The organism is Phenylobacterium sp., assembly GCF_036264965.1.
Lineage (GTDB): Bacteria > Pseudomonadota > Alphaproteobacteria > Caulobacterales > Caulobacteraceae > Phenylobacterium.
On record NZ_DATAPY010000136.1, the window covers coordinates 1 to 22,511 of the forward strand.

Annotated in this window: 17 protein-coding genes; 10 read left to right on the top strand and 7 right to left on the bottom strand. The window is 68.7% G+C overall.

Annotated elements, in window-relative coordinates; genetic code table 11:
- Positions 1-43: 43 nt before the first annotated feature.
- Both VHS75_RS18165 and VHS75_RS18170 read right to left on the bottom strand, forming a co-directional pair.
- Complete coding sequence (locus VHS75_RS18165) at positions 44-3,136, bottom strand: efflux RND transporter permease subunit (protein WP_329640022.1); 3,093 nt, start codon at positions 3,134-3,136, stop codon at positions 44-46.
- A 31-nt stretch (positions 3,137-3,167) separates the two neighbouring features.
- A complete protein-coding gene (locus VHS75_RS18170; protein ID WP_329640023.1) occupies positions 3,168-5,156 on the bottom strand; it encodes an efflux RND transporter periplasmic adaptor subunit in 1,989 nt (662 codons plus the stop codon).
- Between the two features lie 341 nt (positions 5,157-5,497).
- Here VHS75_RS18170 and VHS75_RS18175 point away from each other — a divergent pair, with 341 nt between their 5' ends.
- Genes VHS75_RS18175 through VHS75_RS18185 form a run of 3 tightly spaced genes read left to right on the top strand, consistent with a single transcriptional unit; the run spans position 5,498 to position 9,798 of the window.
- Positions 5,498-7,393 carry a PQQ-binding-like beta-propeller repeat protein gene (locus tag VHS75_RS18175; protein ID WP_329640024.1) on the top strand — a complete coding sequence of 632 codons (1,896 nt, stop codon included), beginning with the start codon at positions 5,498-5,500 and terminating at the stop codon, positions 7,391-7,393.
- Positions 7,394-7,404: 11 nt separating this feature from the next.
- Positions 7,405-7,806, top strand: a complete 402-nt coding sequence (locus VHS75_RS18180; protein WP_329640025.1) for a DUF1801 domain-containing protein — start codon at positions 7,405-7,407, stop codon at positions 7,804-7,806.
- Between the two features lie 39 nt (positions 7,807-7,845).
- Complete coding sequence (locus VHS75_RS18185; RefSeq protein WP_329640026.1) at positions 7,846-9,798, top strand: CocE/NonD family hydrolase; 1,953 nt, start codon at positions 7,846-7,848, stop codon at positions 9,796-9,798.
- Positions 9,799-9,966: 168 nt separating this feature from the next.
- Here the strand turns inward: VHS75_RS18185 and VHS75_RS18190 are convergent, their stop codons facing one another.
- A complete protein-coding gene (locus VHS75_RS18190; RefSeq protein WP_329640027.1) occupies positions 9,967-10,725 on the bottom strand; it encodes an alpha/beta hydrolase in 759 nt (252 codons plus the stop codon).
- 131 nt (positions 10,726-10,856) lie between these two features.
- Here VHS75_RS18190 and VHS75_RS18195 point away from each other — a divergent pair, with 131 nt between their 5' ends.
- The gene (locus VHS75_RS18195) at positions 10,857-11,294 is read left to right on the top strand and encodes a MarR family winged helix-turn-helix transcriptional regulator (protein ID WP_329640028.1); all 438 of its coding nucleotides are present in this window, start codon (positions 10,857-10,859) and stop codon (positions 11,292-11,294) included.
- Positions 11,295-11,329: 35 nt separating this feature from the next.
- Here VHS75_RS18195 and VHS75_RS18200 read toward each other — a convergent pair whose 3' ends face one another.
- The 3 genes from VHS75_RS18200 to VHS75_RS18210 form a co-directional block, all read right to left on the bottom strand.
- Positions 11,330-12,589, bottom strand: a complete 1,260-nt coding sequence (locus VHS75_RS18200) for an RNA polymerase sigma factor (protein WP_329640029.1) — start codon at positions 12,587-12,589, stop codon at positions 11,330-11,332.
- Complete coding sequence (locus tag VHS75_RS18205; protein WP_329640030.1) at positions 12,586-12,969, bottom strand: YciI family protein; 384 nt, start codon at positions 12,967-12,969, stop codon at positions 12,586-12,588. Before VHS75_RS18205 ends, VHS75_RS18200 begins: the two co-directional genes overlap by 4 nt.
- Before the next feature lie 68 nt (positions 12,970-13,037).
- Positions 13,038-13,628 carry a TetR/AcrR family transcriptional regulator gene (locus tag VHS75_RS18210; protein ID WP_329640031.1) on the bottom strand — a complete coding sequence of 197 codons (591 nt, stop codon included), beginning with the start codon at positions 13,626-13,628 and terminating at the stop codon, positions 13,038-13,040.
- 212 nt (positions 13,629-13,840) lie between these two features.
- Here VHS75_RS18210 and VHS75_RS18215 point away from each other — a divergent pair, with 212 nt between their 5' ends.
- From VHS75_RS18215 to VHS75_RS18240, 6 genes are all read left to right on the top strand, one after another.
- The gene (locus VHS75_RS18215) at positions 13,841-15,922 is read left to right on the top strand and encodes a hypothetical protein (protein WP_329640032.1); all 2,082 of its coding nucleotides are present in this window, start codon (positions 13,841-13,843) and stop codon (positions 15,920-15,922) included.
- A gap of 148 nt (positions 15,923-16,070) precedes the next feature.
- Complete coding sequence (locus VHS75_RS18220) at positions 16,071-17,987, top strand: PQQ-binding-like beta-propeller repeat protein (RefSeq protein WP_329640033.1); 1,917 nt, start codon at positions 16,071-16,073, stop codon at positions 17,985-17,987.
- Positions 17,988-17,999: 12 nt separating this feature from the next.
- Positions 18,000-19,883 carry a PQQ-binding-like beta-propeller repeat protein gene (locus tag VHS75_RS18225; protein ID WP_329640034.1) on the top strand — a complete coding sequence of 628 codons (1,884 nt, stop codon included), beginning with the start codon at positions 18,000-18,002 and terminating at the stop codon, positions 19,881-19,883.
- A 45-nt stretch (positions 19,884-19,928) separates the two neighbouring features.
- A complete protein-coding gene (locus tag VHS75_RS18230; RefSeq protein WP_329640035.1) occupies positions 19,929-20,834 on the top strand; it encodes a DMT family transporter in 906 nt (301 codons plus the stop codon).
- A gap of 113 nt (positions 20,835-20,947) precedes the next feature.
- Positions 20,948-21,505 carry a hypothetical protein gene (locus tag VHS75_RS18235; RefSeq protein ID WP_329640036.1) on the top strand — a complete coding sequence of 186 codons (558 nt, stop codon included), beginning with the start codon at positions 20,948-20,950 and terminating at the stop codon, positions 21,503-21,505.
- A gap of 45 nt (positions 21,506-21,550) precedes the next feature.
- Entirely contained in the window at positions 21,551-21,910 is a 360-nt protein-coding gene (locus VHS75_RS18240; RefSeq protein WP_329640037.1) for a hypothetical protein, read from the top strand.
- Here VHS75_RS18240 and VHS75_RS18245 read toward each other — a convergent pair.
- Positions 21,907-22,500: a DNA-3-methyladenine glycosylase gene (locus VHS75_RS18245; protein WP_329640038.1), complete on the bottom strand. Its 594-nt coding sequence runs from the start codon at positions 22,498-22,500 to the stop codon at positions 21,907-21,909. The two genes, VHS75_RS18240 and VHS75_RS18245, sit on opposite strands and share 4 nt — an antisense overlap.
- Positions 22,501-22,511: the final 11 nt, after the last annotated feature.

Consider the following 22,511-nt stretch of genomic DNA (forward strand, 5'->3'; position numbering starts at 1 on the left):
CGGCCGGCCGATGACCGGGGCGGAGATGTTCACGCGCGCACCCTTACGACGGCCGTGCCACGCGGCGGCCCCGGCCGCGGCGGGAGGCCCAGACCGCGATCCGGTCGAACGCCAGATAGATCACCGGGGTGGTGAACAGCGTCAGCACCTGACTCACGATCAGGCCGCCCACGATCGCGATGCCGAGCGGCTGGCGCAGTTCCGATCCGGTGCCGCTGCCCAGCATCAGCGGCAGGGCACCGAGGAGCGCCGCCATGGTCGTCATCAGGATCGGCCGGAAGCGCAGCAGGCAGGCCTGGTAGATCGCGTCGCGCGGATGCTGGCCTTCGGTCCGTTCGGCGACCAGCGCGAAGTCGATCATCATGATCGCGTTCTTCTTCACGATGCCGATCAGCAGGATGATGCCGATGATCCCGATGACGCCCAGGTCGTTGCCGGTGAACATCAGCGCCAGCAAGGCGCCCACCCCGGCCGAGGGCAGGGTCGACAGGATGGTCAGCGGGTGGATGTAGCTCTCATAGAGCACGCCCAGCACGATATAGACGCAGACCACCGCCGCCAGGATCAGCCAAAGCTCGTTGTTCAGGGAGTTCTCGTAGGCCCCGGCCGCGCCCAGGAAGGTGAGCGTGACGCCCGCGGGCTTGCCGATCTTGTCGGCGACCTTGCGGATGTCAGCCACAGCGCCGCCGAGCGAGGTGCCGCTGCCGGTGTCGAAGCCGACGGTCGCGGCCGGGAACTGGGCGACGTGGCGGACCTGCAGCGGCGCCGTGGTCTGCTTGATGCTGGCGATCGCGCCGAGCGGGGTCGAGCCGCCGGTGGACTGCAGCTGCACGCCGGCCAGACCCTGAGGCGTCGCGTCGCCCGGACGGGCTTCGAGGATCACCCGGTACTGGTTGGTCTCGGTGAAGATGTTCGAGACGATCCGCTGGCCGAAGGCCGAATAGAGGGAATCGTCCACCGCCGCCGGGGTGATGCCCAGACGCGCGGCGGTGTCGCGGTCGATGTTGACGAAGGCCGAGAGGCCCAGATCGGCGGCGTCGGTGGTGACGTTCTGAAGCTTCTTTTCCTGTCCGAGGGCCTCGGTCAGCTTCACGGCCCAATCGTTGACCTGCTGGGTGTTGGAGCCCTCGACCGAGACCCGGTACTGCGTCGGCCCGGACTCGGCGTCCACCGTCAGGTCCTGGGTCGGCTGCATGTAGAGCTGTACGCCGGCCACCTTGGCCACGGCTTCGCGCAGGCGCCGCATGACCTCGGTCTGCGATCCGTGCTTCTCCTTCAGATTGATCAGCAGCTCGCCGCTGTTCAGCGTGGCGTTCGTCGAGCCGTCGACCCCCACGAAGGACGAGACGTTCTCGACCGCCGGATCCTGCAGCACCAGGTTGGTCACCTCGCCCTGCAGCTGCGCCATCTTCTGGTAGGACACCGTATCCGACGCCCGGATGCGGGCCTGCAGCTGGGCGGTGTCCTGCACGGGGAACAGGCCCTTGGAGATCACGACATAGAGCAGGACAGTGATCAGGAAGGTGGCGACGGCGACGATCAGGGTCGCCTTCTGGCGGTCCAGAACCCAGAGCAGCGCGTGGTCGTAGCGCTCGATGACCTTGTCGAACCAGGCCTGGGTCTTCGCGCCGAACGTGCCCGGCTTGGCGTGGTGCTCGTCGGCCGTCATCCAGCGCGCGGCCATCATCGGGGTCAGGGTCAGCGAGACCACCGCCGAGATCAGGATGGTGATCGCCAGCGTGACGGCGAACTCGCGGAACAGGCGGCCGACCACGTCGCCCATGAACAGGAGCGGGATCAGCACCGCCAGCAGCGAGACGGTCATCGATATGATCGTGAAGCCGATCTGCTTGGCGCCGTTCAGCGCGGCTTCGAAGGGCGGCTCACCGTCCTCCACGTGGCGGGAGATGTTCTCCAGCATCACGATGGCGTCGTCGACGACGAAGCCCGTGGCGATGGTCAGCGCCATCAGGCTGAGGTTGTTGAGGCTGAAGCCCAGCAGATAGGTGACCCCACAGGTGCCGATCAGCGAGATCGGCACCGCGAGACCCGCGATGATCGTGGCGCGGATGGAGTGCAGGAAGAAGAAGATCACCAGCACCACCAGCACGACCGCCAGCAGCAGCTCCATCTCGACGTCATGGACCGAGGCCCGGATGCCGGTGGTGCGGTCGGACAGCACCGCCACCTTGATCCCCGGCGGCAGCGAGGCGGTCAGGTCCGGCAGTTGGGCCTTGATGGCGTCGACAGTCTTGATGACGTTGGCGCCGGGCTGGCGCTGGACGTTGATGACGATCGCGGGCGTCTTGCCTGACCAGGCGCCGAGCTGGATGTTCTCCGGCCCCTGCACGACATTGGCCACGTCGGACATCCGCACCGAGGCGCCGTTGCGGGTGGCGATGATCAGGTTCTTGTAGTCGTCCACCGTCGCCAACTGGTCGTCGGCGTTGATGGTGTAGCTGCGGGTCGGGCCCTCGAAGCTACCCTTCGGCGCATTGGCGTTGGCCGCGCTGATGGCGCTGCGCACCGTGGTCAGGGTCAGGCCGTAGGCGGCCAGGGTGTCGGTGTTGATCTGGATACGGACCGCCGGCCGTTGGCCGCCGGAGAGCGTCACCAGGCCAACGCCGGAGACCTGGCTGATCTTCTGGGCAAGGCGCGTGTAGACGACGTTCTGGACATCGGTCAGCGGCATGGTGTCGGAGGTCGCCGCCAGCGTCAGGACCGGCGCGTCGGCCGGGTTCACCTTGGCGTAGATCGGCGGCGCCGGCAGGTCGGCGGGCAGCAGGGTGTTCGACTGATTGATCGCCGCCTGCACCTCCTGCTCAGCGACGTCGAGGCTGAGCTTCAGATTGAACTGCAGGGTGATCACCGAGGCGCCGGCGGACGAGACGGAGGTCATCCGCTCCAGGCCGGACATCTGGCCGAAGTTGCGCTCCAACGGGGCGGTCACCGTCTGGGCCATCACCTCCGGGCTGCCGCCCGGATAAAGGGTGGTGACCTGGATGGTCGGATAGTCGACCTCCGGCAGGGCCGACAGCGGCAGGAGCTTGAAGCCCACAAGCCCCGCCAGCACGATCGCCACCATCAGGAGCGCGGTCGCGACAGGTCGCAGGATAAAGGGGCGTGACGGGTTCATCCGTTTGAGGACCGGTCTCTAAACTCTACGATCACTGACCGCCGCCACCGCCGCCGCCCGGCGCACGATGGGGCATCTTCGCCATCGCCGCCTGGCAGGCCGCATTGGCCTTGGTCGCATTCTCGCGCAGGCACATGAAGGCTTCGCGGCCTTCCTGCCCCGGGCACAGCTTCTTCATCTCGGGATCGCAGGCCTTGTGCATGGCCTCGCGGGCCGCCTGCATCTCCGGCGTCATGGTGAAGCCGCCGCCGCCCGCGCCGGCAGGCGTGCCGCCACCGGGGCCGCTGGGCGCGCCCGCGCCGGCCGGAGCGCCGCCACCGGCAGGCGCCCCGCCGCCATAGCCGCCAGCGCCACCGGGTGCGCCACCATTACCGCCGCCACCACCGCCCTGGCCGCCGCCCATGGCGCCCATGACGCTGCGAACCTTGGCCGAGGCGTCCTGGCAGGCCTTGCTGGCCTTGGCGACATTCTCGCGCAGACACATGGCGGCCTCGCGGCCTTCCTGGCCTGGGCACAGCTTCTTGCTGTCGGCGGCGCAGGCCTTGTCCCGCGCATCGCGCGCCGCCTGCACCTCGGGCGGGAAATTGCCGCCGAAGCCGCCGCCGCCAGAGCCGCCGCCGTAGCCGCCGGCGCTTCCGCTTCCGCCGCCACCGCCGCCGGACCCACCGCCGGCGCGGGCCGCCGCCGCCTCGGCCATGGCCGATTTACAGGCCGGGCTGGTCTTGGCCGCGTTCTCACGCAGGCACATGAACTGCTCGCGGCCCGGCTGCTTGCCGTCGCACAGCTTCTTCAGGTCGGGCGCGCAGATCAGCATCGGATTCTTGTCGGTGGGCAGGGTGACCTTGCCGCCTTCGGTCAGGCGGTCGCCGCCTTCGGTGATCACCTTCTCGCCGGGGTTCAGGCCCTGGGTGATGCTGGTCACCAGCGGCGTCGCCGGGCCGCGGGTCACATTGCGCTTGGTCACCGTCTTGTCGGGCTTCAGAATCCAGACGAAGTCGCCCTGCGGGCCGGTACGCACGGCCGTCACCGGCACGACCACCACATTGCGCAGGGTCTGCAGCGCGATGCGGACATTGACGAACTGGCTGGGGAACAGGACCCCGTTGGCGTTCGGGAAGCGCGCCTTGGCCTTCACCGTTCCGGTGGTCGGGTCGACGACGTTGTCGAGGGTCGAGAACAGGCCCTGGTCCAACACCACGGTCTTGGTGCGGTCATAAGCCGTCACCGGCAGCTTGTTGTGCGCCGCCTGGGCCTGCAGGTTGGGGACCGCGTCCTGCGCGACCGTGAACTCCACGTCGATCGGCGTGACCTCGGTGACCACCGCCAGACCCGTGGTGCTGCCGGCCTGGATGAAGTTGCCCAGGTCGACGGCGCGCAGGCCGATGCGGCCGCCTACCGGCGAGATGACCTTCGAATAGCCGAGGTTGAGCTTCGCCGAGCCGACAGCGGCCTTGTCGGTCATGACCGTGCCTTCGAGCTGTTTCACCAGCGCGGCCTGGGTGTCGACGTCCTGGCGGGCGATGGAGTCCTGGGTCAGCAGGGTCTGGTCGCGGGCCAGCAGGATCTTGGCGTTGGCCAATTGGGCCTCGTCGCGGGTCTCGTTGCCCTGCGCCTGCAGGAGCGCCATCTGCAGCGGGCGCGGGTCAATCTCGGCGATCGCCTGGCCCTTCTTCACCAGCTGGCCCTCCTTGAAGAGGATCTTGGTGATCACGCCGGAAACCTGCGGCGTCACGGTCACGGTCGCGGCGGGCGTCACCGTGCCCAGGCCGTCGAGGGTGATCGGGATGTCCGAAGTCGTCGCGGTCGCCACGCCGACGGTCGTCGACGGCCTGCGCCCGCGTCCGCCGCCGAAGCCGCCGGGGCCGCCCGGGCCCCCGGGGCCAGCGGCCTTGCTGCCGTGCGCCAGGGAGACGGCGAACCAGATCAGGCCGCCGAGCGCGGCCAGGACCAGCAGGATGACCAGGGTGCGCCGGAGCGGATGCTCTTTGCTCCAGAAGGCGGCGCGCGCTTGATTATCCATCATTCCTCCGGGGTCACCTGCGGACCGGCGCGCTCTACGGCGCAAGCTTCACAATAACGATCGCGCAGCAAACACTGTTCCCCCGCTCATTGCTGAATGGGGGGCGTTTGCCAAGCTAAGTCGCCTCCCACTAAGGCCTCCCCGTGACAAGCGTCTTTCCGCCCTGCGTCCGAACCTTCCGGCGCTGCAACTGCGTGACCGCGCCGCAATGCGCCCTCTCGGGGAACGCCGGTCGGCAACCGGCCCGAACCGCGAAATCTGACTGAAATTTAATCTGCGCTATGGTGACGGCGAAGAGCGCCGCGTCAGTCGGCGCCTCAAAGGAAATGCTGGGGGCGGATATGAAGGTACATTGGGGCGCAGCCGTTGCGGCGGCGACTATGGCGATCGCGGCCTTGGCCGGTCCGGCCGCCGGACAGGCGCCCGCGGCGGGTTCGCCTCAGGCCAATGCGCTCGCCGCCCGGGCGGCCCAGGCTGCGGCCCTGGTGAAGCTGCAGGCGCGCGGTGAGGAGCTGTTCAACGCCCGGTGCAAGGGCTGCCACATGCCGCCGGTCGAGCATGCGCCTTCCCGCACTGAACTCGCCGCCCAGTTCCCGAACGTCATCAGCGACGCGCTGAAGACCGGAAAAATGCAGCCCATGGCGGCCGGCCTCTCCGACGAGGATATTGGCGCGATCGCGGCCTTCGTCACCGGCCAGGAGCCGGACGCCAGGTTCGACCTGACCGGCGAGGCCCGGAACGCCTGCCCGGCGGGCGCGAAGTTCAACCCGGCGGGTCCGGCCTGGAACGGCTGGAGCCCCGACAAGCAGAACTCGCGCGCGGCGGCCTCGACCACCATCAACACCAGCAATGCCGCGAAGCTGAAGGTGAAATGGGCTTTCGCCTACCAGGGCGGTCGCTACGGCGAGCCGACCGTGGTGGGCAACCGCGTCTTCGTCACCTCATCGTCCGGCCAGGTCTATGCGCTGGACAAGGCCACGGGCTGCGTGGCGTGGGGCTACAGGGCCAGAGGCCCTGTCCGCGTGACCGTATCGGTCGGCAAGAATCCCAAGGCCGCGTCCGGCTGGGCGGCCTATTTCGGCGACATGGGCCGCAACGAGGTCGCGGTCGACGCCAACACCGGCAAGGAGCTCTGGACCGTTAACATCGATCCTGGCCCGCGCGGCATCCTGACCGGCGCGGCGACGCTGTGGGGCGACACGCTTTACGTGCCGCTGTCGTCGTTCGAGGAGTCCGTGGCGAGCCTGGCGGCCTATGAGTGCTGCAAGCAGCGCGGCGCGGTCGCCGCCGTCGACACCGCCACCGGCAAGATCAAGTGGAAGTCCTACGCGATCCCGACCGCGCCGGCGCCGTTCAAGAAGAACGCCGCGGGCACCCAGATGTATGGGCCGGCGGGCGGGGCGATCTGGTCGTCGCCGACCATCGATCCCAAGCGCGGCGTGCTCTACGTCGCCACTGGCGACAGCTACACCGACGTGGAGGAGGGCTACACCGACGCGGTCGAGGCGATGGATCTGAAGAGCGGCAAGATCAAGTGGGCGCACCAGATGACCGCGCTGGATCACTTCCTGGTCGGCTGCCCGCCCCAGAAGCCCGGCGTCAACTGTCCGACGCCCGCCGGGCCGGACTTCGACTTCGGCTCCTCGCCGATCCTCAAACACCTGGCCGGTGGGAAGGACATCCTGCTGGCCGGCCAGAAGTCGGGCGGCGTCTATGGCCTGAACCCGGACGATGGATCCTTCATCTGGCAGACCCGCATCGGCAAGGGCAGCGCGCTCGGCGGCGTCGAATGGGGCATGGCGGCGGACAACGCCAACCTCTATGTGGGCGTCGCCGACCGGGGGATGCCGACCCTCTCGGCCCTGCGGCTGACAGACGGGGCCCTGATCTGGCGCCACCGCGCGCCGGAGCCGGCCAAGTGCAGCTTCGAGGGCCGCTGCGGCAACGGCTATTCCGGGCCGCCGAGCGTCGCCAACGGCGTGGTGTTCGGCGTCAACCAGGACGGGCATGTCCGCGCCTTCGAGGCCAAGACCGGAAAGCTCATCTGGGACTACGACACGGCCGGCACGCACTACGAGACCGTCAATGGCGTGAAGAACCAGCGCGGCGGCAATCTCGACGCCACGGGGATCGCCTTCGCCGGGCCCATGGCCTTCCTGATGGCCGGGTTCAACAGCTACTCGAGCACCAGCGGCCCCGACAACGTCCTACTGGCCTTCTCGGTGGACGGGAAATAATCTCAGCCCTCATGGGCTACGAGCCGAAAACCAAGGCGACCGATGTCGACGTCGACGGGTTCATCGCGGGCTCGCCCAAACCCGCCGACGGCGCCGTGGTCTGCGCCCTGATGCGCAAGGTCAGCGGGCTGGAGCCGAGGATGTGGGGCCCGACCATCGTCGGCTTCGGCGAGCGGGAATACGCGCTGGCCGGCGGCAAGACGGGCCGCTTCATGGCCATAGGCTTCTCGCCCCGAAAGGCCTCACTGGTGCTCTACATCAAGCACGCCGAGGGCTGGGACGAACGCCTGGCGCGGCTGGGGAAGCATTCCACCGGCAAGGGCTGCCTCTACATCAACAAGCTGGCCGATGTGGACGCGGCCGTCCTCGACGAGCTGGTCACCGCCGCCTGGAACGCGACCGAGCGGCTCTAACCGCTAGGCGGCCCCGACCGGGCGTGCGAGCTTTTTCGCATGAATCACGACGCCTCCCTGACCCGCCGCGGTCTCTCCCGCCTGATCGCCGCTGTCACCCTGGCCGGCGCCGGCCGCGCCGCCGCGGCGCCTGATGCGCCCTATGAGGTCCTGCTGGAGAGCAATATCCGCGTCTCGATGCGCGACGGCGTGAAGCTGGCCACCGACGTCTACCGCCCGGCGCGCGGCGGTAAACCTGCGCCCGGCCGCTTCCCGGCGATCATGGAGCGCACGCCCTATGGCCGCAACGTCACCAGCTTCCGCGACATCACCCAGGCCAATCCGAAGACGCCGAAGACCCGCGCCGAGGTGGCCGCCACCTACGTCCGCCAGGGCTATGTCGTGGTCTTCCAGGACTGCCGCGGCCGCTACGATTCCGAGGGCGAGTTCGTCAAATACCTGAGCGAGGGCGCCGACGGCTTCGACACCTGCCGCTGGCTGACCGCCCAGCCGTGGAGCGACGGACGGATCGGCACCATGGGCCTCTCCTACGCCGCCCACACCCAAGGCGCGCTGGCCTGCCTGAACCCGCCCGGCCTGAAGGCCATGGTCCTCGACTGCGGCGGCTTCTCCAACGCCTACCAGGACGGCATCCGCCAGGGCGGCGCGTTTGAGCTGAAGCAGGTGACCTGGGCCTACAACCTCGGCCTGGAGAGCCCGGAGGCCGCAAAGGATCCGCGGCTGATGGCGGCGCTGAAGAAGGTCGATCTGAAGGCCTGGTTCGCCTCCATGCCCTGGAAGGCCGGGCACACGCCGCTGTCGCTGATCCCCGGCTACGAAGCCTATGTGCTGGACCAGTGGCGGCACGGCGATTTCGACGACTACTGGAAGCAGGTCGGCATCTACGCCGAGGGCTCCTACGACCGCTACGCCGACGCGGCCATGATCCACATGAGTGGCTGGTACGACGCCTATTCCCGCTCCACGACCGACAACTACGTGGCGCTGTCGAGGAAGAAGACCGGGCCGATCCGGCTGATCATGGGGCCCTGGACCCACGGCGCGCGCTCGACGACCTATTCCGGGGACATCGAGTTCGGACCGGGCGCGACGCTGGATGCGCTGGGCCATGGCGACTACGACGCCCAGCGGCTGGCCTGGTTCGACCGCCATCTGAAGGGCTCCAGCAAGGCCGATCCCGATCCCCCGGTGCGGATCTTCGTGATGGGCGGCGGGTCAGGCAAGAAGTCGCCGGAGGGCCGGCTGACGCACGGCGGGCGCTGGCGTACGGAGAGCGCCTGGCCGATCCCCGACGCGCAGCTCACGCCCTACAATCTACACGGCGATGGCCAGCTCTCGATCTCCAATCCGTCGGCGACCGGCGCGCCGCTCAGCTACGACTTCGACCCCAACCATCCGGTCCCCAGCATCGGCGGGACCATCACCTCCGGCGAGCCCCTGATGCGCGGCGGCGGCTACGACCAGCGCGAGGGGCCCACGGTCTATGGCTCGCGCCAGCCGTACCTGCCGCTGGAGGCGCGGCCCGACGTGCTGGTGTTCCAGACCGAGCCGCTCAAACAGGATGTCGAGGTCACCGGCGCCATCGAGGCCAATCTCTGGATCGCCTCCGATGGGCCGGACACCGATTTCACGATCAAGCTGATCGACGTCTATCCGCCCAGCGAGGACTATCCGGAGGGCTACGCGCTCAACGTAACCGACGGCATCCTTCGCTGCCGCTACCGTGACAGCTGGGAGAAGCCCGCGATGATGAAGCCGGGCGAGAGCTACCAGATCAAGGTCACCGCCTTCCCGACCTCCAACCTGTTCAAGGCCGGCCATCGCATCCGCCTAGACGTCTCGTCGAGCAACTTCCCGCACTTCGACGTCAACCCGAACACCGGCGCGCCGGAGGGGACCGGCCTCACCCGGCGGGTGGCCAGGAACACGGTCTTCGTGGACAGCGGCCGCCCGAGCCATGTGGTCCTGCCGGTGATCCCAAAGCGAGCTTAAGGCGGAAAAGATAACGATGTTCGCCAAATGTGCGGCCATCAATCGATTGCCGCCCGACGGGGTTTCCGGAGGGGTGGCTGTCCGCCCGAGGGCGGCCTCCACAGAAAGGGCCCCGAAGTCGATCTTCGGGGCCCGGTGGATCTGAAGGCGCCAGGCGCCGGCGCTCGGTTACTTCGCCGCGCCCTGAGCCGCCTGTTCGATCAGGCGCGCCACGGCCTGCGGGTTCGAGACGTAGATCGCGTGGCTGCCGGGGACCTCGGCGATCGTCGCGCGGGCGCGTTCGGACATGGCCTTCTGCGCGGGGTAGGGGATCATCTTGTCGTCAGTGACCCGCAGGTACCAGCTGGGCTTGGTCTTCCAAGCCGGGTCGGTGACGGCGCCGGACAGCGCCTCGACGCCCCACGGAACCTGGGAGTCGGCCATGAAGGCTGCGGTCTTCGGATCCACATCGCCGGCGAAGGCGGCCGGCATCTTGGCGCGGTCCAGGGCGAGCAGGCCGTTGACGGGCGGCAGGATCGGCGGCGGCGCATAGCCGGGCACGGGGTCGGCGATCAGAGTGTTGACCGATTCGCCCTTATCCGGCGCGAAGGCGGTGATGTAGACGAGGCCCGCCACGTTCTTGTCCGTGCCGGCTTCGGTAATCACAGCGCCGCCGTAGGAATGGCCCACCAGGATCACCGGACCGCCCTGAGCGTCGATCACCTGGCGCGTCGCCGCGGCGTCGCCGGCGAGCGACAGGGTCGGGTTCTGCACGATGGCGACGTTGAAGCCATCCCTCTTCAGGATGTCGTAGACCCCGCGCCATCCGGCGCCGTCGACGAACCCGCCGTGCACAAGCACGACGTTCTTGATCGCGGGGGCAGCGTTGGCGGCGCCGGCCATCAGGGCGGCGGCGGAGGCGACAGAGGCAATGATCTTCTTCGACATGTTCGTTCTCCCGTTGTCTAGTTGGCGATAATTGTTATCGCGATAATCAAAAGCTAGATCGTCCAAAATCGCTTGTCCAGAAGTTTTTTATCGCGATAATGATTTGCGTCGTCGCAAACCCGGGAGCGGTCGTGGATTTCGAGTTTCCCTTACCCTTGGACCGCCAGCTGGGGTTCGCGCTGTACAGCGCCTTCATGGCGGTCGGCCGCGTCTACAAGCCTTGGCTGGACAAGCTGGGCCTGACCTATCCGCAGTACCTAGTCATGTGCGTGCTGTGGGAAGACGACGACCAGACCATCGGCGGCATCGCCCAGCGCCTGGACCTCGAGCCCAGCACGATCACGCCTTTGATGAAGCGCCTTGAACAGGCGGGGCATGTCGTCCGCCAGCGAAACCCGGCGGACGAGCGGCAGGTGCGGGTTCAGCTGACCGATCAGGGCCGCGCCGTTCGGGCGCAGACCAGGACCCTGGCCGCGGCGCTGTACGACAAATCGGGAATGACGGTCGATGAGGTCGCCGACCTCAACACAAGGGTCAGGGCGCTACGGGACGCTTTCCGGGGCCCCTAGCGGAGGGGGAGCGGCGGCCTGATCCGGGAAAGGTCCTAGGCGCCGGCCTTGGCGTCCGCGGTCAGCCGGTCGATCTGGCCGCGGATGTGGGCGGCCTCGGCGGCGGTGTTGGCCAGCGAGATGGCGCGGTCGAAGGCCTGGCGCGCCTCGTCCTCGCGGCCGAGCTGCAGCAGGAAGGCGCCGCGGGCCCCGAAGAAATAGAAGTAGCCGCCCAGCGCGTCGGCCAGGGGCTCGATCATCGCCAGGGCCTCGGCGGGGCCGCGCACCTTGCTGGCCGCCACCGCGCGGTTCAGCGTGATCACCGGCGAGGGCGTCAGGCGCTCCAGGCCGACGTAGAGCGCCTCGATCTGCGCCCAGTCGGTGTCTTCGAACCGTTTAGCGCGGGCGTGGAGGGCCGCGATCGCGGCCTGGATCTGGTAAGCTCCGGGACGGTTGTGGCGCATGGCCTTGTCGACCAGGGCCAGGCCCTCGCCGATCATGTCGCGGTTCCAGGTCGTGCGGTCCTGATCCTCCAGCAGGATCGCCGCGCCCTCGATGTCGAAGCGGGCGGCGGCGCGGGCGTGCTGCAGCAGCATCAGGGCGGCCAGGCCCATGATCTCCGGCTCGGTGGCGTAGATCCGCAGCAACAGGCGGCCCAGCCGGATCGCTTCTTCACAGAGCGGCGAGCGGGCCTCGGCGGTGTCGTGGCCGGCCGTATAGCCCTCGGTAAACACCAGGTAGACCATGTAGGCCACCGCCGCGAGCCGCTCGGAGCGCTCCACCGGGCCCGGCGCTTCGAAAGGGACCTCGGCCTTGGCGATGCGGGATTTGGCGCGGGTGATCCGCTGCTCCATGGCGGCCTCGCCAACCAGGAACACGCGGGCGATCTGACGGACCGAAAGGCCGCAGACAATGCGCAGGGCCAGCGCGATCTGCTGAGTCGCCGGTAGCTCTGGATGGCAGCAGATGAACATCAGCCGCAGGATGTCGTCGCGGTAGTGGGCGCCGTCCAGCCGCTCGGCCATCGGGGTCTCGACGTCGTCGACGTCGGAGATCGCGCCTTCATCCGGCAGCTCGGTCAGGCGGCTCTTGCGGCGCACCCCGTCCAGGGCGGCGTTGCGGCCGACCATGATCAGCCAGGCCGCGGCGTCGCGCGGCGGGCCTTTCTGCGGCCAGCTTTTCAGCGCCCGCAGGCAGGCCTCCTGGAAGGCCTCCTCGGCGGTATCCAGGTCGCGGAAGTAGCGGAGCAGGGCCCCGATCGCCTGGGGCCGCGCCGAGGTCAGCGCCGCGTCGATCCAGGCGATGTCCTCGCTCATCCGACTCGCGTTCCTTCCGGCAGCACGCCGGGCAGGAAGAGGAGCAGCGGACGGATCTCATAGGCGCCGCCGGGGTTGGCCTCGCCGAGCTGGCGGGCGGTATCGAGGGCCTCGTCCAGGCTGTCGAAATCGACGACATAGAAGCCCAGCAGCTGTTCCTTGGTCTCGGCGAAGGGGCCGTCGATCACCATCGGCGGATCGCTCTTGCGAAGCGTGGTGGCCGCCGTCGTCGGCATCAGCCGGAGGGAGGGGCCCATCTTGCCCTGGGCGGCGAGGCGCTCGTGCACCACGGCCAGCTTGGCCATCACCGCGTCGTCCTGCGCCTTGGTCCAGGAGAAGACGGCTTCCTCGGAATTGTAGCAGAGCAGGGCATAGAGCATCGGGGCTAAGTTCCTGTGGCGGCCTGAGGACGCGCCAGCCTAACCGCCCCCGACAGGGGTCTGCAAAATTAGTTGGTGGGCGGCCCCAGCCCCGCCGGCGGCTGGCGGCGCACGGTGCTGACTGGAGTCAGGATCAGGCGCTCGATGATCTCGGCCATGGTGTCGGCGTCGACGGTGTCGAGGTTGCGCAGCCACCAGGCGAGCAGGTTCAGGATGCCCGAGACGGTCTGGAACAGGACCAGGTCGTCCAGCGGCCCCTCCGATTTGCGCGCCCGGGTCTGAGCCATGGTGGCCATGGTCTGGCGCAGCATCTCGGCGCGCACCGTGTCGCCGGAGCCGCCAGCGATCAGGGCCTTGTAGATCGCCAGGTGGCTTTCCACGAAGGCGCAGAGGAACTTGGCCGCGCCGGTGCGGTCGCGCTGCTGCAGCCAGGGCGCGGCCTGGGTCAGGAAATCCCGGACCAGGTTGTCGGTGACGTCGGCGAGCAGGGCGTCCTTGTCGGAGTAATGCCGGAAGAAGGTGGCGTAGCCGACGCCGGCCTTCGCGGCGATGGCGCGCACGGTGATCGAATCCAGCGGAAGGTCCTCGGCGAGCCCCGTCATCGCCCGGCGCAGAGCCTCGCGCGTGCGCACGACGCGCGCGTCGGAAACCGTTGACATTTGGGCGCTAGAATCCACTATGATCCACTGTGTCTCGTAACTTGCGGGGTAGTCCGTTGTGGACTGCGCAGCGGGCTTCCGCAAGGTCAGGCCCGAAACGCATTCGCCTAGAAACGCATCCGCAATGTCACGGGATTACAGCGGGATTTGAACACCTGGGCCAGCTACAGCGCGTCGCGCGGGCCGGCGAAAGAGGGGCAAGGGAGAGGACCATGAGCATTTCACGCAAGGCGGTTATCGGGCTTGGCGCGCTGGCGACGGCGGCGAGCGCCTTGGCCCTGATGGCCTCTCCACACGGCGTATCGAGCGCCAAGGCCGAGGCGCCCAAGGTCGCCGGCCCGGCGCGGGTCGACGACTTCATGCTGGCCGACCAGGATCTGCTGGGCCGCGAACTCTACCGGATGGCCGACGACAAGGCCGTGGTGCTGGTGACCTATGCCAGCGGCGACAAGCGACTGCACGCCGACGCCGCGGCGCTGATGGCGCTGAAATCGGCTTACGCCGGCCAGAAGGTCGACATGCTGGCGGTCGACAGCCGCATCGGCGACCGGCGCGATCCGGTGATCGCCGACGCCAAGGCCGCCGGCCTGCAGATGCCAATCCTGTTCGACTACGAGCAGCTGGTCGGCGAGGAGCTGGGCGTGACCCGCGCCGCCGAGGTGATCGTCATCGATCCTCGCGCCTGGTCGGTCGCCTACCGTGGTCCCGTGGACGGCGCCAAGGCCGCCATCGACGCCCTGGTCGCCGGCCAGAAGGTCGCGCTCACCAGCCGCGAGGCCAAGGGCGAGCTGATCGCCTTCCCGGACCGCGCCAAGGCCAACACCTACGAAAAGATCTCCTACGCTCACACCATCGCCCCGATCATCCAGGCCAAGTGCGCCACCTGCCACCAGCCGGGCGGGATCGGCCCGATGCCGCTGAACAACTATGAGCAGATCAAGGGCTTCTCGCCGATGATCCGCGAGGTGATCCGCACCCACCGGATGCCGCCCTACCTGGCCGACGAAACCGTGGGCGCCTTCCAGGACGACGACCGCCTGACGCCCGACCAGATGAAGACCCTGGTCCACTGGATCGACGCCGGCGCGCCGCGCGGCGCGGGCGAGGACCCGCTGCAGAAGGTCAAGTTCCAGGCCCCCGACTGGCCGCTCGGCAAGCCCGACGTGGTGCTGAACGTGCCGGAGGTGAAGATCGCCGCCACCGGCATCATGGACTACCAGCATCCGGTGGTCGCCAACGCCATGGCCGAAGGCCGCTGGATGAAGGCCACGACCTTCCGCGTCTCCGACCGCCAGGTGGTGCACCACATCCTGACCGGCGTCGTCGCCTCCGACCACGCTGGCAACAGCTTCTCCGAGACCCAGTGGGGCGCCTCGCTGGGCGGCTACGGCCCGGGCCGCGGCTCCAACATCCAACCGGTCGACACCGGCGTGTGGGTGCCGCCGTCCGGCGGCGTGGGCTTCCAGAACCACTACACGCCCTACGGCAAGGAAACGACCGAGAAGACCCAGATGGGCATCTACTTCTACCCGAAGGGGCAGGAGCCGAAGTACATCCTGCGGACCTTCGGCATCTTCAATTTCAACATCGAGATTCCCGCGGGCGAGGAGTGGCACAAGGAAACCAGCTACATCGAGTTCCCGAAGGAAGCGCTCCTCTACGGCATCACCCCACACGCCCACGTGCGCGGCGGCTCGACCCAGGTCTCGGTCATCTATCCGAACGGCAAGGAAGAGAAGCTGCTGGCCCTGCCGCGCTACAACTTCAACTGGCAGTACGAGTACTTCCTGAAGACGCCGCTGAAGGTGCCGGCGGGTTCGAAGGTCCTGACCACCTGGACCTACGACAACTCGACGCGGAACCCGGGCAACCCCGATCCGAAGAAGACGGTCTACTGGGGTGAGCAGACCAGCGAAGAGATGATGGCCACCTATCTGCACTATCGCTGGACGGACGAGACGGTGACCCACCAGACGCCGGAGTACGAGAAGATGCTCCAGGCCAACCTGATGATGGGCGTCCTCGACACCAACATGAATGGCAAGATCGAGAAGGCCGAGCTGCGGGGTGGGCCGAAGAGCCCGGCCCGGACGCTGCTGCAGTATTTCGACCTGATCGACTCCGACCACGACGGCTCGATCGACGCCAAGGAACTGGCGGCGGCCCAGAAGTTCATGGCCCGCGGCCGCGGCGGCCAGGCGGCGAAGGGCGGCGACATGCCGAAGGCGGCGCCGGAGCCGGCGGCGGCTCAGCCTATGCCGACGGCTACGCCCGCGGCGGCCGGCGGCCACTGACGGCTGACGGCTGACGGACGCGGAGCGATCGCCCGCGCGGGGGTCGCGACGATCCAGGTGACCGAGAGGCCCGCGCGGTGCATGCTGCGCGGGTTTCGATTCAAGCATTTAGAGCCCCAGGACCTGGGGACATCGGGGGAATTTCACGTTGCGCTCAGTTCGTACCTGGCTGTTCGGCGTCACCGTCGCGGCCGCCTCGGCCCTCAGCCTTTCCGCCCAGGCCCAACCGGCCTCCAATGGCCAGCAGATCTATGAGACCCGCTGCAAAGCGTGCCACGAGGGCGGCGCCGCGCGCGCGCCCAGCCGCGCCGACCTCGGCCAGCGCGCGCCTGGCGACATCGTCCAGGCGCTGACCAACGGCATCATGCAGCCGATGGCCCAGGGCCTGTCGGACGCCGACAAGCAGGCCGTCGCCGCCTACCTCACCTCCGCCACGTCTTCGGCGAGCCTGCCCGCACGCCCGACCGGCCAGGAGATGCCGCAGGTCGCCATCAAGGGCGGCGTGGTCGGAACCGATCCCAAGTGCGCCAGCAATCCGCCTATCGCGGCCGGCGTCGGCGACTGGGCCAGCATGGGCGTCGATGACGCCTCGACGCGCTTCCAGCGCCACCCGGGCCTGACCGCGGCCGATGTGCCGAAGCTGAAGGTGAAGTGGGCCTTCTCGATGACCGGCGGCGGCCAGCCGGCGGTGGTCGGCGACTGGATGTGGATCACCAACCGCTCCGGCAAGTTCTATGCGCTCGATACCAAGACCGGCTGCGTCCACTGGTCGGTGGACGACCTGGTCTCGCGCACCACGCCGATGGTCATCAAGTCGCCGATCTCGCCCAGCGGCTGGCTGACCGTGGTCAGCCAGAGCGACCGGATCGTGCGCGCCTTCGACGCGCAGACCGGCAAGGAGATCTGGAAGAGCGCGCAGATCGAGAACCATCCGTTCTCGGTGCTCACCGGCTCGCCGGTGATCGTGGACGACCGCCTGATCGTGCCGATCTCCTCGATCGAAGAGGCCGCGGCCATGAGCAAGGCCTACAGCTGCTGCACATTCCGCGGCGCCGTAGCGGCGCTGGACTTGAAGACCGGCAAGCTCCTCTGGAAGACCCCGATGATCACGGGGCCGGTCAAGCCGATCCGCGACAAGGAGGGCGGCGGCAAGGTCCAGGGCCCGGCAGGTGCTGCGGTCTGGGCGGCGCCCTCCGTCGACCGCAAGCGCGGCCTCGTCTACGTCGTCACCGGCGACAGCTACACCGACGTCGACACCGATGGCGACGACGCCATCGTGGCGCTGGACATCAAGACCGGCGCTGTGAAGTGGCGCCGCCAAGTGACCGAGCACGACAACTTCGTCATGGGCTGCGGCCCGACCTCGGCCTCCGGCAACTGCCCGACGCCGATGGGCCCGGACTACGACTTCGGCGCCACGCCGGTGCTGATGACGCTCAAGGGCGGCAAGCAGGTGCTGGTGGCCGGCCAGAAGTCGGGCATCGTCTACGGGATCGATCCGGACAGCGGAAAGCTGATCTGGAAGACTCAGGTGGGCATGGGTTCGGCGCTCGGCGGCGTCGAGTGGGGCATCGGCGCCAACGCCACCCACGTCTTCGTGCCGATCTCCGACCTGGTCTATCTGTTCAATCCGCGGCCTGATGCGCCGAAGGGCAAGGCCGGCCTCTATGCGCTCGACCCGGCCACCGGGGCCATAGACTGGTCGGCGCCGGCGCCTGTCGCGCCCTGCCACTACGCGGCCGACAAGGACAAGCCCAGCCGCTGCGCCCGCGCGCAACCGGCCGCGCCCGCGGTGATCCCGGGCTTCGTCTTCGAGGGTGGCATGGACGGCTGGATCCGCGCCTATGACGACAAGACCGGCAAGATCGTCTGGGAGGATTCCACCACCGCGCGGTCCTACGACACGGTCAACGGCATCAAGGGCCAGCCCGGCGGCGGCATCGACGGCATGGGCCCGACCATCGCCGGCGGCATGATGTTCATCACCAGCGGCAACAATGGCGCAGCGCGCGTCGGCTCCAACGGGGTCAACGTCCTCCTGGCCTATTCGGTAGACGGCAAGTAGGGCGCGGGCGCCATGCGGACCATGCGTGCGACCGGGGTTCTGGCGGCGCTTGCCGCAGTTGTGCTTGTAAGTGGCTGGGCGATGGCCCAGCCGCCGCCGGCTCCGCCCGCGCGCCCGGCCGTGACGCCCAAGGCCGGTTATGTGGTCCCGCCGGAAAACTCAGCCGGGCTCTACCCGGTGAGTGGCGAGCCGATCTTCAAGGCCAGGTGCGCCGGCTGCCACGAGCCGGCCACCGGCCGCGCTCCGACCCGCGAGATGCTGGGCGCCCGCTCGCCGGAGGAGGTCTATGACGCTCTGACCATCGGGGCCATGGCGCCCATGGCCCAGGGGATGAGCGCGGCCGAGATCTACGGTGTCGTGCGCTTCCTCACCGGCAAGTCGCCCGTGCCGCAGACTGCCTCCGCGCCCGATCCGAACCCCTGCAAGACCAATGGACCCCTGCAGACGAATGGCCCGCAGTGGAACGGCTGGGGCCGAGACGTCGCCAACAGCCGCTATCAGCCCAAGCCGGACTTCGCGGCGGCCGACATCCCGCGCCTGAAGGTGAAATGGGCCTTCGCCTATCCGGGGACCAAGAACACCCAGCCCCTGGTGTTCGGCGACCGCGTGTTCGTCGCCAGCATGGGCGGCAAGGTCTATTCGCTCGACGCGGCCAGCGGCTGCGTCCACTGGCGTTTCGACTACCGCGGCGGCGGCCGCGCCTCGATGACCGTCGGCAAGCTCAAGACCGCGCCCAGCGGCTGGGCGCTCTATTTCGGCGACGACCGGATGTATGTCCGCGCCTTTGACGCCAGCTCCGGCAAGGAGCTCTGGAAGGTCCGCGTGGGCGATCACGTGGTGGGCCGGATCACCGGCTCGCCCGCCCTCTACGACGGGGTGCTCTACGTGCCGCTCTCGGCCTCGGAGGAGAGCCAGGGCAATGTCGCGGCCTATCCCTGCTGCACCTTCATCGGCACGGTGGTCGCAGTCGACGCCGGGACCGGCAAGATCCTCTGGAGCCAGGCGATCCTCAACGAGACGCCGCATCCGACGCGCAAGAACGCCGCCGGGACCCAGATGTACGGCCCCGCCGGCGGCGCATTGTGGTCGGCGCCGACCATCGATGCGAAGCGCGGCCAGCTCTATGTGGCCAGTGGCGATTCCTACTCCGAGGTGGAGCACCCGACCTCCGATGCGGTGATCGCCATGGACCTGAAGACCGGCAAGATCCGCTGGGTGAACCAAGTGCTCGCCCACGACAACTTCATGTCGGGGACCGTCAACGGGCCGCTGGGCCAACGCGGCCCGGACTACGACTTCGGCTCCTCGCCCATGCTGGTCAGCCTCGGCGGCAGGGACCTGGTGATCACCGGCAACAAGTCCGCGATCGTCTACGCCATGGACCCCGACAGCGGGAAGACCGTCTGGCAGAGCGCCAAGCTCGGCAGCGGCGGGGCCGGCGGCGGCGTTGAATGGGGTACGGCCACCGATGGGCGGATCGTCTACGCCGCCCTGGCGGATTTTCCGGGCCGTGGGCGCCCGGGCATCGCGGGCCTCAGCGCCGCCGACGGCAAGGTCCTCTGGCAGGCGGATGCGCCGAAGGGCGTGACCTGCAACGTGCCGTCGGGCCGCTGCCTTTCGGGCTACTCGCAGGCGGTGACAGCGGTTCCGGGGGCGGTGTTCGCTGGCGCCTTGGACGGTCATCTGCGGGCCTACGCCGCCGACGGCAAGCTCGTCTGGGATTACGACACCACCACGCCGCTCGACACCGCCAACGGGCTGAAGGCCGCCAGCGGCGGCAGCCTGGACATGGGCGGCGCCGTGATCGCCGGCGGGCGGCTGTTCATCCACTCCGGCTATGGCGGCAGCGCCGGGGCCAACAACCTCCTGCTGGCCTTCTCCGTCGACGGCAAGTAGGGCGCAGCGGTTGACCGCGCGGGCGCAGGCCCCCACACCGCGCCGGTGAGCGCACCCACCGCCCAGCTTCCGCACCACCACCGCAACGGTCTCGGCATCGCCTACCGGACGACGGCGATGGTCTGCGTCGCCGGGCTGACGGCGTCGGTGAAGTGGGCCGGCCACCGCGGCATCCCGGTCTTCGAACTGGTCTTCTTCCGCAACGCCTTCGCGTTCGTACCCCTGCTGCTTTACATCTCGCGCACCACCGGCTTCTCGGTCCTGAAGACCCAGCGGCCCTGGGGCCATCTGACGCGCTCCATCGCCGGGCTGATCGGCATGACCTGCAGCTTCTTCGCCGTGCAGCGCCTGGCGCTGACCGAGGCCACGGCCTTCACCTTCGCCGCGCCGCTGTTCATGACCGCCCTCTCGGCGGTGATGCTGCGCGAGGCGGTGGGCCGCCACCGCTGGGGCGCGGTGCTGGTGGGCTTCATCGGGGTCATGATCATGGTGCGGCCGCAGCCGGGCCACATGAACCTGACGGGCGTCGGCTTCGCGCTGACCGCCGCGCTCGGCAGCGCGCTGGCCATGGTGCAGATCCGCCAGATTTCGGTCACCGAGAAGGGCGCGACCATCGTCTTCTATTTCACCCTGGCCGGGACAATCCTGGGCCTGAGCGTCTCGGTGTTCGACTGGGTGACGCCAGATCCTGCGACCCTGGCCGTGCTGATCTTCTCCGGCCTGATCGGCGGCGTCGGCCAGCTGTTCCTCACCGAGGCGATCCGGGTCGCGCCGGTCGGCGTCGTGGCGCCCTTCGACTACACCCAGCTGATCTGGGCGACGATCCTGGGCTACCTGGTCTGGGGGGAGCTGCCGCAGCCGGTGACGTTGGCGGGCGCGGCGGTGGTGGCGGCCAGCGGCCTCTACATCCTCCACCGCGAGCTCTTGCGCTTCCGCCGCGCACCCGCCTGACGCGCCGATGTGACCTTAGGTCAGCTTCGCGTTGACAGGGCTCCGTCGCGGGAGGAGCCTTCGCGCGAACGCCGATACGCGGCCCTGAGCCGCGCGGGCGGGGAGGAAGACCCATGAATCGGCTGATTTTCGGCGCGGCGCTGGCAGCGGCTCTGAGCATGGGGGCTGCGGCGCGCGCCTCGGTCACGGTGATCGGCGGCGGTCTGGCGGAGGCGTGCTCGAAAGCCGCGCTCTCCGGCAAGGCCGAGATCCGGCTGGAACGCATCTGCACCGAGGCGCTGGAGAAGGAAACCCTGTCCAGCCGCGATCGCGCCGGCACCTACGTCAACCGCGGCATCCTGAAGATGCGCCGGGCGAACTGGGAAGGCGCGCAGAGCGACTTCAACGAGGCGGTGCGCGAGAAGCCCGACCTGGGCGAGGCCTACGCCAACCGCGGCGCCGTCTTCATCGGCATGCACAAATACGCCGACAGCCTGCCCGACCTGAACAAGGGCCTGGCGCTGGGCGTCGAGGCGCCGGCCAAGGTCTACTTCGACCGGGCGTTGGCCTATGAGGGCCTCGACGACGCCAAGTCGGCCTATTTCGACTACCAGAAGGCCGTCGAGCTCAGCCCCGACTGGGAGGCGCCCAAGACCGAGCTCGCCCGCTTCCACGTCGAACGCAAGGAATAGGGAGCCGAGGGCCAGCACGCGCGTTGATCGCATGGAGGCCTTCTCATGCGCACCCTGATCGCCCTCGCCCTCGCCGTCCTGGCCGCTGCCGCGCCCGCCGCGGCCCAGCCCTATCTTGGCCTGACCCAGTCGCTCGACGCCCAGCGATCGGCTGATGCGCTCGCAGCGCGCAATCGTGAGATCGCGCTCACCAACGAGTTGGCGCGCGTGCAGGCCCGCCTGCAGGCCAATGAGACGCTGGCCCGCCTGGCCGCGGCGCGGGAGCCGCCGACCGTTCCCACCGTGCCCTTCAATCCCAACGCGCCGCCGCCGAAGATCGACATGAGCCAGATGGTCCAGATCCCCGACGCGGAACTGGCTGCCTCCAACGCCCGCGCGGTCGCCGCGTCCGAGAACCGCCGCTAGAGCGTCTTCGGGAACGGCTTGCTGAGATAGCGAGAGCCCCGCTCGCCGAAGCGCCATGGAACGTCGACCGCCTTGGTGATGCCGATGCGCGGGCCGACCACGACCTCGGCTGGCGGGCCGGGGATCAGTTCGAACGGCGGCTCGTTGATCTTCAGGCCGTTCTGGTCGCGGGTGACGGCCAGGGCCTGGCAAAGCCGGCCGGGCCCCGAGCAGAGCAGGCGCGGATCGTCGAGGCCGCGCCGCGCGATCATCAGGTCGAGGCCTTCGGTCGGCTCCAGCGCGCGCAGCAGCACCGCGCTCCCCGGCTCATCGCCGCAGACCAGATTCATGCACCAGTGGATCCCGTAGGAGCGGTAGACGTAGATTGCACCCGGCGGGCCGAACATCACCGCGTTGCGCTCGGTGGGCCCTGAGAAGCTGTGCGAAGCCGGGTCCGAGTAGTGATAGGCCTCGGTCTCGACGATCCGGCCGCCCACGCCGCCCATGGTGATCGTCCAGCCGATCAGCTCGCGCGCCGCTGCGTGGCTCGGCGATGCGAACAGCGTCGCTTGACGCGCCTGGGCCTGCGAGCGCGAAATAGGGGCAATCATAAGCGGGAGGA

Excerpts from the sequence above, each read along its gene's own strand:
- VHS75_RS18165 (WP_329640022.1), bottom strand. The coding sequence starts at position 3,136 with ATGAACCCGTCACGCCCCTTTATCCTGCGACCTGTCGCGACCGCGCTC.
- VHS75_RS18170 (WP_329640023.1), bottom strand. The coding sequence starts at position 5,156 with ATGGATAATCAAGCGCGCGCCGCCTTCTGGAGCAAAGAGCATCCGCTC.
- VHS75_RS18175 (WP_329640024.1), top strand. The coding sequence starts at position 5,498 with ATGAAGGTACATTGGGGCGCAGCCGTTGCGGCGGCGACTATGGCGATC.
- VHS75_RS18180 (WP_329640025.1), top strand. The coding sequence starts at position 7,405 with ATGGGCTACGAGCCGAAAACCAAGGCGACCGATGTCGACGTCGACGGG.
- VHS75_RS18185 (WP_329640026.1), top strand. The coding sequence starts at position 7,846 with ATGAATCACGACGCCTCCCTGACCCGCCGCGGTCTCTCCCGCCTGATC.
- VHS75_RS18190 (WP_329640027.1), bottom strand. The coding sequence starts at position 10,725 with ATGTCGAAGAAGATCATTGCCTCTGTCGCCTCCGCCGCCGCCCTGATG.
- VHS75_RS18200 (WP_329640029.1), bottom strand. The coding sequence starts at position 12,589 with ATGAGCGAGGACATCGCCTGGATCGACGCGGCGCTGACCTCGGCGCGG.
- VHS75_RS18205 (WP_329640030.1), bottom strand. The coding sequence starts at position 12,969 with ATGCTCTATGCCCTGCTCTGCTACAATTCCGAGGAAGCCGTCTTCTCC.
- VHS75_RS18210 (WP_329640031.1), bottom strand. The coding sequence starts at position 13,628 with ATGTCAACGGTTTCCGACGCGCGCGTCGTGCGCACGCGCGAGGCTCTG.
- VHS75_RS18215 (WP_329640032.1), top strand. The coding sequence starts at position 13,841 with ATGAGCATTTCACGCAAGGCGGTTATCGGGCTTGGCGCGCTGGCGACG.
- VHS75_RS18225 (WP_329640034.1), top strand. The coding sequence starts at position 18,000 with ATGCGGACCATGCGTGCGACCGGGGTTCTGGCGGCGCTTGCCGCAGTT.
- VHS75_RS18235 (WP_329640036.1), top strand. The coding sequence starts at position 20,948 with ATGAATCGGCTGATTTTCGGCGCGGCGCTGGCAGCGGCTCTGAGCATG.
- VHS75_RS18240 (WP_329640037.1), top strand. The coding sequence starts at position 21,551 with ATGCGCACCCTGATCGCCCTCGCCCTCGCCGTCCTGGCCGCTGCCGCG.
- VHS75_RS18245 (WP_329640038.1), bottom strand. The coding sequence starts at position 22,500 with ATGATTGCCCCTATTTCGCGCTCGCAGGCCCAGGCGCGTCAAGCGACG.